The 11,696-nt window shown below is 66.2% G+C and carries 10 protein-coding genes; 8 read left to right on the top strand and 2 right to left on the bottom strand.

Going from position 1 to position 11,696, the window contains the following annotated elements; all coding sequences use genetic code 11:
• Positions 1–46: 46 nt before the first annotated feature.
• Both OIN59_RS10400 and OIN59_RS10405 read right to left on the bottom strand, forming a co-directional pair.
• Positions 47–715, bottom strand: coding sequence for a glutathione S-transferase family protein (locus tag OIN59_RS10400; protein WP_274109953.1), 669 nt, complete (start codon positions 713–715; stop codon positions 47–49).
• Positions 716–847: 132 nt separating this feature from the next.
• Positions 848–1,960: an AraC family transcriptional regulator gene (locus tag OIN59_RS10405; protein WP_274109955.1), complete on the bottom strand. Its 1,113-nt coding sequence runs from the start codon at positions 1,958–1,960 to the stop codon at positions 848–850.
• 76 nt (positions 1,961–2,036) lie between these two features.
• On the opposite strand from OIN59_RS10405, the gene OIN59_RS10410 reads away from it, so the two are divergent.
• The 8 genes from OIN59_RS10410 (at position 2,037) to OIN59_RS10445 (ending at position 11,680) form a co-directional block, all read left to right on the top strand.
• On the top strand, positions 2,037–3,788 hold the full coding sequence (locus OIN59_RS10410; protein ID WP_274109957.1) for an AMP-binding protein: 1,752 nt from the start codon (positions 2,037–2,039) through the stop codon (positions 3,786–3,788).
• A gap of 22 nt (positions 3,789–3,810) precedes the next feature.
• Positions 3,811–5,418, top strand: a complete 1,608-nt coding sequence (locus OIN59_RS10415) for a carboxyl transferase domain-containing protein (RefSeq protein WP_274109959.1) — start codon at positions 3,811–3,813, stop codon at positions 5,416–5,418.
• Between the two features lie 17 nt (positions 5,419–5,435).
• Positions 5,436–5,945, top strand: coding sequence for a DinB family protein (locus OIN59_RS10420; RefSeq protein WP_274109961.1), 510 nt, complete (start codon positions 5,436–5,438; stop codon positions 5,943–5,945).
• A complete protein-coding gene (locus tag OIN59_RS10425) occupies positions 5,942–6,724 on the top strand; it encodes an enoyl-CoA hydratase/isomerase family protein (protein WP_274109963.1) in 783 nt (260 codons plus the stop codon). Before OIN59_RS10420 ends, OIN59_RS10425 begins: the two co-directional genes overlap by 4 nt.
• 171 nt (positions 6,725–6,895) lie before the next feature.
• Positions 6,896–7,615: a DUF4126 domain-containing protein gene (locus OIN59_RS10430; protein WP_274109965.1), complete on the top strand. Its 720-nt coding sequence runs from the start codon at positions 6,896–6,898 to the stop codon at positions 7,613–7,615.
• A gap of 117 nt (positions 7,616–7,732) precedes the next feature.
• The gene (locus OIN59_RS10435; protein WP_274109967.1) at positions 7,733–9,748 is read left to right on the top strand and encodes an acetyl/propionyl/methylcrotonyl-CoA carboxylase subunit alpha; all 2,016 of its coding nucleotides are present in this window, start codon (positions 7,733–7,735) and stop codon (positions 9,746–9,748) included.
• A 64-nt stretch (positions 9,749–9,812) separates the two neighbouring features.
• Positions 9,813–10,733 (top strand): 2-hydroxyacid dehydrogenase, encoded by a 921-nt coding sequence (locus tag OIN59_RS10440; protein ID WP_274109969.1) that lies wholly within the window; start codon positions 9,813–9,815, stop codon positions 10,731–10,733.
• Positions 10,734–10,765: 32 nt separating this feature from the next.
• Positions 10,766–11,680, top strand: coding sequence for a hydroxymethylglutaryl-CoA lyase (locus tag OIN59_RS10445; RefSeq protein WP_274109971.1), 915 nt, complete (start codon positions 10,766–10,768; stop codon positions 11,678–11,680).
• The last annotated feature ends 16 nt before the right edge of the window (positions 11,681–11,696 follow it).

Raw genomic sequence — 11,696 nt, forward strand, 5'->3', positions numbered from 1 at the left:
GTGTTTGCGATTCCTGCGAGATCGCAGACAGGCTTTTAGGGCCGCTTCATGGCTGCGTATCGGGCGCGGGTGTGGTGGGCACGCCCTGTTCTTCAGCCGCTTGCACCTGCACTGCCATGGCCCGCTGGTAGCCGGGCCGCTGCTGCAGCCGCTGCCAATAGGCCTGTGTGGCGGGGCCAAACTGCTCCACCAGTCCCAGGTGTTGCGCCAGCAGCAGCGCGTAGCCCACCGCCACATCGGCCGCCGTGAAGCGGCCTGCGCACAGATAGTCGTTGTGCGCCACCGCAGCCTCCACCGCCCGCAGCCGCGCCAGAAACCAGCGCGTGTAGTCCTGCACCACCTGCGGTTGCAGCCGCTCCGAGGATTCAAAACGCCCGTAGCGCAGCACCAGCGTCTGCGGAAACGTCAGCGTCGCATCGCTCATGTGCAGCCAGTTCAGATAAGCACCATAGGCCGGGTGTGTGGTCGCTACATCCAGCCCCGCGTCAGGGTGCGTGGTGGCCAGGTACTGGCACATGGCGGCCGATTCGGTCATGCGCACATCACCCTGCACCAGCAGCGGCACCGTGCCCAGCGGGTTCTCTTCCAGAAACCACCGGGCCTTGGCGCGGGGCGGGAAGGGCAGCATGTGGAGTTGGTAGGGCAGTTGCAGCTCTTCGAGCATCCACAGGGGGCGGAAGGAGCGGGCGCTGATGCAGTGGTGGAGGTGGAGCATGGGGGCTGGCGGCGATAGGGCGGGCGGTGGCGGGAGCGTGGGCCAGTGTAGTGGCGGCTGGCTACGGGCGGCCCCGCTGTGACGGCCATGCAGGGTGCAGATCGCGCCACCGGGCCATCCGCCATCACGCCATCAGGCTTGGCCGGCCTGGCGCCGGAACTCCGCAGGCGATTGTCCCGTCCACCCCCTAAACGCACGAATAAAACTCTTCTCGTTCTCAAACCCCGCCGCCTCGGCCACCTGTTTGATGGGCCGTTGCGTGCGGTGCAGCAGCTCCACCGCGCGGGTGCGGCGCACCTCGTCTTTCAGGCCCTGCAGGGTGGCGCCTTCTTCCTTCAGTTGCCGGTGCAGCGTGCGCGGCGACACATGCAGCAACGTGGCCAGCGATTCGGCGCTGTGTTGGGGCAGGGCATGGGCGGGCTGGCCCGGCAGGGGGGCGGCCAGCAATTGGCGCACGCGCTGCACCAGCAGGCGGTCGCGGCGGTAGTGCAGCACCGTAAGCGGCAGGGCGTGCTGCAGCATCTGGCGCAGGGCCTGTTCGTCGCGGCGCAGGGGCAGGTGCAGGTAGCGGGCGTCAAAGTGGATGGCGGTGCGTGGCGCGTGGAAGGTGACGGGGCCACGGAACAGCACGGCATAGGCATCGGCGTGCGGCGGCGCGTCAAACGCAAATTCGGCAGCGATGAGGGGGATGCGCGAGTCCACCAGCCAGCACGCCAGCCCGTGCGCATTGCGCAGCACCGACACCAGGCAGAACTCGCGCAGCGCGCCCAAGTCGCGCGCCTCGGTGATCGCCAGTGTGGCGGTGTCGCTTACGGTGGTGAGGTGCAGTGCAATGTCATCCGCCAGCAGACCATGGTGGCGGCACCAGCGGGCCAGGGCCACCTGCAGCGTGGGCGAGCTGATGGATGCGCGCGCCAGCATGCCGTAGCTGCCCCAGGGCAGGCGGCGGCTGAACCAGCCCAGGGCTTCGTCGTCCAGCTCCTGCATGGCGGCGTCGGAGATCTGCTCCATCTGCCAGGCGGTGATGTGGGCGCGGTCGTCGTGCAGCAGCTGCGGCGCAATCTGTGCCTGGGTCAGGGCACGTTCGGGGCTCAGGCCGCGTCGCTCGTAGGCCAAAACAATGGCGCGCACAAAGGCGATGGGCGTAGCGGCGGGGGCTGCGGCGGGCGGGGGCAAGCGATTGGCAGGTGGGGTGGGCGGTGTCACGCCGCAGAGTGTGCCAGCCGTGGCACGATTTGCAACCATTGTGTCCACCCGTCGGGTGTTCGGGCTTCTATGCTTACGGATCGCCGCCCGCAGACTACCCATGGCGCAGGGCTGGATGACAGAGGAGACAAACCCCGTGACGAGTGCAACCGCAACGAACCCCGCACCGCTGGTGGACAGCTACGCCCGTGGCGCCATCGATGTTCCCCTGATCGAGCAGACCATCGGCACCTTTTTTGCCGACATGGTGGCCCGCCAGCCCGACCGCGAGGCGCTGGTCAGCGGCCACCAAGGCCGCCGCTACACCTACGCGCAACTGCAGACCGAGGCGCACCGCCTGGCCAGCGCGCTGCTGGGCATGGGGCTCGCGCCCGGCGACCGCGTGGGCATCTGGTCGCACAACAACGCCGAATGGGTGCTGATGCAGCTGGCCACCGCGCAGGTGGGCCTGGTGCTGGTCAACATCAACCCGGCCTACCGCACGTCTGAGGTGGAATACGCGCTGAACAAGGTGGGCTGCAAGCTGCTGGTGACCATGGCGCGCTTCAAGACCAGCGACTACCTGGGCATGCTGCGCGAGCTGGCGCCCGAATGGCATCACCAGCAGCCGGGCCAGTTGGGCTCCGTGAAGCTGCCCCACCTGAACACGGTGGTGTGGATCGATGAGGCGGGGCAGGGCGCCGACGAGCCCGGCCTGATGCGCTTTACCGACCTGCTGGCACGCGGCAACGCAGCCGACTCGCGCCTGGCACCCACCGCAGCGACGCTGAAGGCCACCGACCCCATCAACATCCAGTTCACCAGCGGCACCACGGGTTTCCCCAAGGGCGCCACGCTCACGCACCGCAACATCCTCAACAACGGCTTCTTCATCGGCGAGTGCATGAAGCTCACGCCCGAAGACCGCCTGTGCATCCCCGTGCCGCTGTACCACTGCTTTGGCATGGTGCTGGGCAACCTGGCGTGCCTGACGCACGGCTCCACCATCGTCTACCCCAACGATGGCTTCGACCCGCTGACCGTGCTGCAAACGGTGCAGGACGAGCGCTGCACCGGGCTGCATGGCGTGCCCACCATGTTCATTGCCGAGCTTCAGCATCCGCGTTTTGCCGAGTTCAACCTCAGCACCCTGCGCACCGGCATCATGGCGGGCTCACCCTGCCCCACCGAGGTGATGAAGCGCGTGGTGGAGCAGATGAACCTGCGCGAGATCACCATTGCCTACGGCATGACCGAGACCAGCCCCGTGAGCTGCCAGAGCAGCACCGACACGCCGCTGGACAAACGCGTATCGACCGTGGGCCAGGTGCAGCCGCACCTGGAGATCCAGATCGTGGACCCCGACACCGGCGCTGTGGTGCCCCGTGGCGAGCGCGGCGAGTTCTGCACCAAGGGTTATTCGGTGATGCACGGCTACTGGGGCGACGAAGCCAAGACCCGCGAGGCGATTGACGAAGGCGGCTGGATGCACACCGGCGACCTGGCCACCATGGACGCCGAGGGCTACGTGAACATCGTCGGCCGCATCAAAGACATGGTGATCCGTGGCGGCGAGAACATCTACCCGCGCGAGATCGAAGAATTCTTGTATCGCCATCCCCAGGTGCAGGACGTGCAGGTGGTGGGCGTGCCCGATGCCAAGTACGGCGAGGAGCTGTGCGCCTGGATCATCGCCAAGCCGGGCACAAAGCCCACCGAAGACGACATCCGTGCCTTCTGCAAGGGCCAGATCGCGCACTACAAGGTGCCGCGCTACATCCGCTTTGTCACCAGCTTTCCGATGACGGTGACGGGCAAGATCCAGAAGTTCAAGATCCGCGACGAGATGAAGGATCAGCTCGGTTTGGTCGAAGCCAAGACCGCGTGAAACACACAAGAAGCAACACAGCATGACCATTCTCGACACCCAACTCAACGCCCGCTCGGCGGACTTTTTGGCCAATGCCGCTGCCATGCGCACGCTGGTGGATGACCTGCGCGCCCAGCTCGACAAGGTGGCCCAGGGCGGCGGCGAGGCGGCCCGCGCCAAGCACACCGCGCGCGGCAAGCTGTTGCCCCGCGAGCGCGTGCAGATGCTGCTGGACCCCGGCACGCCGTTCCTCGAACTCGCGCCGCTGGCCGCGCTCAACATGTACAACAACGATGCGCCCTGCTCGGGGCTCATCGCAGGCATCGGCCGTGTGAGCGGTGTGGACTGCATGATCGTGTGCAACGACGCCACGGTGAAGGGCGGCACCTACTATCCGCTGACGGTGAAGAAGCACCTGCGCGCGCAGGAAGTGGCGCAGCAGAACCACCTGACCTGCATCTACCTGGTGGACTCCGGCGGTGCCAACCTGCCCAACCAGGACGAGGTCTTTCCTGACCGCGATCATTTCGGCCGCATCTTCTTCAACCAGGCCAACATGAGCGCGATGGGCATCTCGCAGATCGCCGTGGTCATGGGATCGTGCACGGCGGGCGGCGCCTACGTGCCCGCGATGAGCGACGAATCCATCATCGTCAAGAACCAGGGCACCATCTTTTTGGGCGGCCCGCCGCTGGTCAAAGCCGCCACGGGCGAGGTCGTCACGGCCGAAGACCTGGGCGGTGGCGACGTGCACACGCGCCTGTCGGGTGTGGCCGACCACTTGGCGCAGAACGACATGCACGCGTTGCAGTTGGCGCGCAATGCAGTGCGCAACTTGAATAAAAATAAGGCTCTAGCGCCCGCAGATCAAGCGCCAATAGCTCCTAAATTTGTAGCGGATGAGCTCTATGGCGTGATCCCCGTGGACACGCGCAAGCCCTTCGACGTGCGCGAGATCATTGCCCGCATCGTCGATGGCAGCGAGTTCGATGAGTTCAAGGCCCGCTACGGCACCACGCTGGTCACGGGCTTTGCGCGCATCGAAGGGATGATGGTGGGCATCATCGCCAACAACGGCATCTTGTTCAGCGAGTCGGCCCTGAAGGGCGCGCACTTCATCGAGCTGTGCTGTCAGCGCAAGATCCCGCTGGTGTTCCTGCAGAACATCACCGGCTTCATGGTCGGCCGCAAGTACGAGAACGAAGGCATTGCCCGCAACGGCGCCAAGATGGTCACGGCCGTGGCCACGGCGAGTGTGCCCAAGTTCACCATCATCATCGGCGGCAGCTTTGGCGCCGGCAACTACGGCATGTGCGGCCGCGCGTACAGCCCCCGCTTCCTCTGGATGTGGCCCAACGCGCGCATCAGCGTGATGGGCGGCGACCAGGCGGCCGGTGTGCTGGCCACGGTGAAGCGCGACGGCATCGAGGCCAAGGGTGGGCAGTGGAGCATGGAGGAAGAAGAAGCCTTCAAGGCCCCCATCCGCCGCCAGTACGAAGACCAGGGCCACCCCTACTACGCCACCGCCCGCCTGTGGGACGACGGCGTGATCGACCCGGCCGACACGCGCCGCGTGCTGGCGCTGGGCCTGGCGGCCACGCGCAATGCACCCATCGAAGACACCAAGTTCGGCCTGTTCCGCATGTGACCGTGCCGGGAGCCGCCATGGACGCCGTCGCCCACTTCGCCCAGCTCGCACGCTACAACGTGTGGGCCACCGCGCGCCTGCTCGAAGCCGTGCGGACGCTGCCTGAAGAGGCCTACCGGCGCGATGTGGGCCTGTTCTTCAAAAGCATCCATGGCACGCTCAACCACCTGCTGGTGGGCGAGCACCATCTGTGGTTTGTGCGGTTTGCCGAAGGCACCTCGCCCCATGTGGCGCTGGACGCCGAGCTGGAGACCGACCGTGCGCGGCTCGATGCCCGCCTGCGTGAAGGGGCCGCCCGCTGGGCACCGCTGATTGCTTCGTTCGCTCCAGGTCGCTGGGGCGGCACGCTGGACTACACCACCATGCGCGGCACGGCGGCATCGCTGCCGTTCGCGGCCACGCTGGCGCATGTGTTCAACCACGGCACGCACCACCGGGGCCAGATCACCGCCGCATTGACCGCCCTGGGCCAGCCCAGCCCCGAGCTGGACCTTGTCTACTTCCTGCAAAACCCGTCCACGCCATGAGCCAGAACCTGTCCATCACCCAAACCGGCGCCGTGGCGCGCATCACGCTCACGCAGCCCGAGATCCGCAACGCCTTCAGCGACGAGGTCATTGCCGAGATCACCGCTGCTTTTACCGACGTGGGCGGGCGTGCCGATGTGCGAGCCGTGGTGCTGGCGGCGGAAGGCCCTGCCTTTTGTGCAGGCGCCAACCTTAACTGGATGCGCCGCATGGCCGACTACACGCAGGGCGAAAACATCGCCGACGCGGGCAAGCTGGCCGAGATGCTGCGCGTGATCTATGAATGCCCCAAGCCCACGGTGGCACGCGTGCAGGGCGATGTGTACGCGGGTGGCATGGGCCTGGTGGCCGCGTGCGACATGGCCGTGGCGGTGGACACGGCGGGCTTTTGCCTCAGCGAAGTGAAGCTGGGCCTCATCCCCGCCACCATCAGTCCCTATGTGATCCGCGCCATGGGCGCACGCGCTGCGCACCGCTACTTCCTCACGGCCGAGCGTTTTGGCGCGGCCGAAGCCTTGCGCCTTGGTTTTGTGCACGAGGTCGTGGTCGCTGACCAGCTCGACGCCAAGGTGGAAGAGTTGCTCAAGGCCCTGACCAGCGCCAGCCCCAATGCCGTGCGCGCGTGCAAGAAACTGGTGATGGATGTGGCAGAGCGCGAGATCAACGCAGGCTTGATCGCCGCCACGGTGCAGGGCATTGCCGACATCCGTGCCAGCGACGAGGGCAAGGAAGGCGTGCAGTCGTTCTTGAACAAACGCAAACCCGCCTGGCTGGTATGAAACACCCCCTGAGTCGCTGCGCGCCTTCCCCCTCTCTCGCTTCGCGGGAGGGGGGCGATGCCCTCGCTGCGGGGCGGCGCGGCCGGCGTAGGCCCTTGCTCGGTATCCCTGGCATGAAGCCATGGCGGTCTCGCACGCCTGAGGCAAGGCTGGACACGGTGGAGGACTGACATGGACACCCTCTGGTTCAACATCGTGCAGTGGCTCCATACGCTGGGGCTGCATGTGGATGGCGGCACCGCGCGCGCTGTGGGCGATGCCGCAGCTACCGTGACAGCAAGGCTCGACATGCCCAGCCTGCTGGCTTTGGCCGCCGCACTGGGCTGGGCCAGCGGGTTCCGGCTGTACGCCGTGGTGTTTCTCGTCGGGATGATGGGCGTATTGGGCTGGATGCCTCTGCCGTCCGGCCTGGCCATGTTGCAGCACCCTCTGGTGCTGATGGTCAGCGGCTTCATGCTGATGGTGGAATTTTTTGCCGACAAGGTGCCTTGGGTGGACAGCGCCTGGGACGCCGTGCACGCTTTCATCCGCGTGCCTGCAGGCGCGGCCCTGGCGTATGGCGTGTTCGGTGCCGACAACGCCACGATGGCTGTGGTGGCGGGGCTGCTGGGCGGCTCCCTCTCGGCCACGGCGCTGGCCACCAAGATGACCACGCGGGCCGCAGTCAACACCTCACCCGAGCCGTTTTCCAACTGGGGCCTGTCGTTCTTTGAAGACGGGCTGGTGGTCGCCGTGGTGTGGCTGGCCACGCAGCACCCGGTGGCATTTGGTATTGCGCTGGTCGTGATGGTGGTTGTGTCGGTGCTGCTGCTGGTGGTGCTGTTCAAGTTTCTGCGCGCCGTGGTGCGGCGCTTGTCCTCTTTCTTTTCTGGTTCTGCCAAGGTGGCTTAAACATGTTCAACAAGATCCTTATTGCAAACCGTGGCGAAAACAGCCGCGCAGCGGATGTTTCTACAAATTGCTTGGCACGCGTAGCGTGCGCAGGCGATCTCGCCGCAGGAGGGCGCCATGTTTAAAAAAATCCTGATTGCGAATCGCGGCGAGATCGCCTGCCGAGTCGCCGCCACGGCCCAACGCCTGGGCGTGAAAACCGTCGCTGTGTATTCCGATGCCGACGCCAACGCCAAACATGTCGCCGTGTGCAACGAGGCCGTGCACATCGGCGGCAGCGCGCCTAAGGAGAGCTACCTGCGCTGGGAGCGCATCATTGCCGCCGCCAAAGCGACAGGTGCCCAAGCCATCCACCCTGGCTACGGTTTCTTGAGCGAGAACGAAGAATTCGCGCAGGCCTGCGCCGACGCGGGCCTGGTCTTCATCGGTCCACCTCCTTCGGCCATCAAGGACATGGGGCTCAAGGCCGAGTCCAAGCAGCTCATGGAAAAGGCCGGTGTGCCCCTGGTGCCTGGCTACCACGGCGCCAACCAGGACCGCGCCCTGCTGCAGGCCGAGGCCGACCGCATTGGTTACCCTGTGCTCATCAAGGCCAGCGCCGGTGGCGGTGGCAAGGGCATGCGTGCGGTGGACAAGGCCGAGGACTTTGCGGCCGCGCTTGACTCGTGCAAGCGTGAGGCCATCAACAGCTTTGGCGACGACGCAGTGCTCATCGAAAAATACGTGCAGCGCCCGCGCCACATCGAGATTCAGGTGTTTGGCGACACGCTGGGCAACTATGTGTACCTGTTCGAGCGCGACTGCTCGGTGCAGCGCCGCCACCAGAAGGTGCTGGAAGAAGCGCCCGCCCCTGGCATGACGCCCGAAATGCGCGCGCAGATGGGCCTGGCCGCAGTGGCGGCGGCGCGGGCGGTGAACTATGTGGGCGCAGGCACTGTGGAGTTCATCGTCGAGCAACGTGCAGACGGGTCTATGAACTTCTTCTTCATGGAGATGAACACCCGCCTGCAGGTGGAGCACCCCGTGACCGAAGCCATCACCGGACAGGACCTGGTGGAGTGGCAACTGCGCGTGGCCTCGGGCGAGCCGCTGCCGCTGCAGCAAGACGAATTGCGCATTACAGGGCACGCCATTGAGGCGCGCATCTGCGCCGAGAACCCCGACAACAACTTCTTGCCCGCCACGGGTTCGCTCAACGTGTACGGATTGCCCGAGTGCGTGACCTTCGAGCGGGGCTCTGTGCGCGTGGACTCTGGCGTGCGCCAGGGCGATGCGATCAGCCCGTTCTACGACTCCATGGTGGCCAAGCTCATCGTGCACGGCGACACGCGCGAGCAGGCGCTGGCGCGGCTCGACGAAGCGCTGGCCCAGACCCACATCGTGGGCCTGGCGACCAATGTGCAGTTTTTGCGCCGCGTGGCGCGCACCGAGTCGTTTGCCAAGGCCAACCTCGACACCGCGCTCATCCCGCGCGAGCAGGCCGTGTTGTTCCACCAAGAAAGTGTGGGCCTGCCCCTGGCTGCAGCGGCTGCCGTGGCCCAGACGCTGCTGCGCGAGCGCGCCAGCGAGGGCGTGGACCCGTTCAGCCGCCGCGATGGCTTTCACACGCATGGCGTGGTGCAGCGCCGGTTTGAGTTTGAGTTTGGCGGCGAACACGCCAAGGCCTGGTTGACCTACGAGCGAGGCGGCAGCCTGCATCTGGCCGTCGGCGAGGGCGATGCCGCGGTGGCCGGACCGCTGGTGTTTTCAGAGCGGGCCGAAGGCATCGAGTTGCATTTCGCAGGCCAGCGCACGCGCGCCGCTGTGTACGCCCAGGGCGAGGTGGACCATGTGTTTACCCCGCTGGGTGCCACACAGATCACCGCCATCGACCTGCTGGCCCACGCGGGCGAGGCAGCGGCCGAAGGCGGGCGCCTCACGGCCCCGATGCCCGGCAAGGTCGTGTCCTTCGCCGTGAAGGCGGGCGATGCCGTGACCAAGGGGCAGCCGCTGGCGGTGATGGAAGCCATGAAGATGGAGCACACCATCGCCGCCCCGGCCGATGGCGTGGTGCAGGAGCTGCTGTATGCGCCCGGCGACCAGGTGACCGAAGGCGCTGAGCTACTCAAGCTGGTGGTGGCAGAAAAGGCGTAATGCGCTGGTGGGCACCCCCGTGCGTGACAGCGCAGGTGGCGCAATGCCGTTACCCTTGCACGCCATGAAAATCACCTTCTGCTGTACCGGCACCAAGGCCGAGCCCTGGCTCCAGGGGCTGTCTGCTGCACTGCCCGGCGCTGACATTTCCGTGTGGCAACCGGGCGCGCCACAAGCCGACTACGCCGTAGTCTGGGCGCCTCCCCAACAGTTCATGGATGAACAAGCGGGCCTCAAAGCCTTGTTCAACATCGGCGCGGGCGTGGATGCGCTGCTCAAGCTGCGCCTGCCGCCCGACACGCTGGTGGTGCGGCTCGATGATGCGGGCATGGCCGTGCAGATGGCCGAGTACGTGAGCCATGCGGTCATCCGCCACTTTCGGGAGTTTGACGGCTACGAGGCCGACATGGCGACCGGGCGCTGGGGCTACCGCAAGCCGCGCCTGCGCAGCGACTACCCCATCGGCGTGATGGGCCTGGGCGTGCTGGGCGAGCGGGTGGCCAAGGCGTTGGCGCAGTTTGACTTCCCCATCAACGGCTGGAGCCGCAGCGCCAAAGCCATTGATGGTGTGCGTGCCTTCACGGGCACAGAGCAGTTCAACGAATTTCTGGCTGCCAGCCGTGTGCTGGTCAACCTGCTGCCGCTCACGCCCGACACGGCCGATGTGATCAACAAGGAAACGCTCGCCCGCCTGCAACCCGGCGCCTACGTGATCAACGTGGCGCGTGGCGCGCATCTGGTGGACGAAGACCTGCTCGCCGCCATCGACAGCGGCCATGTGGCGGGCGCCACGCTCGATGTGTTCCGCACTGAGCCGCTGCCTGCGGGCCACGCATTCTGGAACCACCCGCGCATCACCATCACCCCCCACACTTCGGCGCGCACGCTGCGCGAGGAAAGCATTGCCCAGATTGCGCGCAAGATGGCGGCGCTGCAGCGGGGCGAGGCGGTGGCGGGCATCGTCAACCCGGCGCGGGGGTATTGAACACCCCGCGCTTTTTCTTCTCAGGATTCCCCATGACCTCCTCCATCCCTTCCCGTGTACGGCTCATCGACGTTGGCCCCCGCGACGGCCTGCAGAACGAAAAGACGCCGGTGCCCGCCGCCGTGAAGATCGAGCTGGTGCACCGCCTGCAGCAGGCGGGCCTCAAAGAGATCGAGGTCACCAGCTACGTATCGCCCAAGTGGGTGCCGCAGATGGCCGACAACCACGAGGTGATGAGCGGCATCACGCGCCAAAGCGGCGTAGCGTATTCGGTGCTCACGCCCAACCTCAAGGGCTTTGATGCGGCGGTGCTGGACCAGCCCGACGAGATTGTCGTCTTCGGCTCGGCCAGCGAGGCCTTCAGCCAGCGCAACATCAACTGCAGCATTGCCGAGAGCATCGAGCGTTTTGCCCCCGTGGTGGAGGCCGCGCTGGCCGCTGGCATCCGCGTGCGCGGCGCCATGAGCTGCACCGTGGGCTGTCCGTACGAAGGCGATATTGCCCCCGAGCGCGTGGCGTACCTGGCGGGCCTGCTCAAGGGCATTGGTGTGCAGCGCGTGGATGTGGCCGACACCATTGGCGTGGGCACGCCGCGCAAGGTGCAGAAGGCGCTGGAGGCGACGCTGCAGCACTTTGGCATCGACGATGTGTCGGGCCACTTCCATGACACCTATGGCCAGGCGCTGTCCAACACGCTGGCGGCGCTGGAGCTGGGTGTGTGGAACTACCAGTCGTCCGTGGCCGGGCTGGGCGGCTGCCCCTATGCCAAGGGCGCCACCGGCAACGTGGCCACCGAAGACGTGGTCTACATGCTGCACGGCATGGGCGTCGAAACCGGCATCGACCTGGACCTGCTCATCGATGCCGGGGCCTACATCAGCGGCTTTCTGGACCGCAAGCCCCACTCGCGTGCGGCCAATGCCCTGCTGACCAAGCGCGCTGGCTGACCTGCGGCCCTAGCCC

Source organism: Acidovorax benzenivorans, assembly GCF_028680575.1.
GTDB lineage: Bacteria > Pseudomonadota > Gammaproteobacteria > Burkholderiales > Burkholderiaceae_C > Acidovorax > Acidovorax benzenivorans.

Bases quoted from the DNA above. Each gene is read 5' to 3' on its own strand.
- OIN59_RS10400 (WP_274109953.1), bottom strand. From the start codon at position 715: ATGCTCCACCTCCACCACTGCATCAGCGCCCGCTCCTTCCGCCCCCTG.
- OIN59_RS10405 (WP_274109955.1), bottom strand. From the start codon at position 1,960: ATGGTTGCAAATCGTGCCACGGCTGGCACACTCTGCGGCGTGACACCG.
- OIN59_RS10410 (WP_274109957.1), top strand. From the start codon at position 2,037: ATGACAGAGGAGACAAACCCCGTGACGAGTGCAACCGCAACGAACCCC.
- OIN59_RS10415 (WP_274109959.1), top strand. From the start codon at position 3,811: ATGACCATTCTCGACACCCAACTCAACGCCCGCTCGGCGGACTTTTTG.
- OIN59_RS10420 (WP_274109961.1), top strand. From the start codon at position 5,436: ATGGACGCCGTCGCCCACTTCGCCCAGCTCGCACGCTACAACGTGTGG.
- OIN59_RS10425 (WP_274109963.1), top strand. From the start codon at position 5,942: ATGAGCCAGAACCTGTCCATCACCCAAACCGGCGCCGTGGCGCGCATC.
- OIN59_RS10430 (WP_274109965.1), top strand. From the start codon at position 6,896: ATGGACACCCTCTGGTTCAACATCGTGCAGTGGCTCCATACGCTGGGG.
- OIN59_RS10435 (WP_274109967.1), top strand. From the start codon at position 7,733: ATGTTTAAAAAAATCCTGATTGCGAATCGCGGCGAGATCGCCTGCCGA.
- OIN59_RS10440 (WP_274109969.1), top strand. From the start codon at position 9,813: ATGAAAATCACCTTCTGCTGTACCGGCACCAAGGCCGAGCCCTGGCTC.
- OIN59_RS10445 (WP_274109971.1), top strand. From the start codon at position 10,766: ATGACCTCCTCCATCCCTTCCCGTGTACGGCTCATCGACGTTGGCCCC.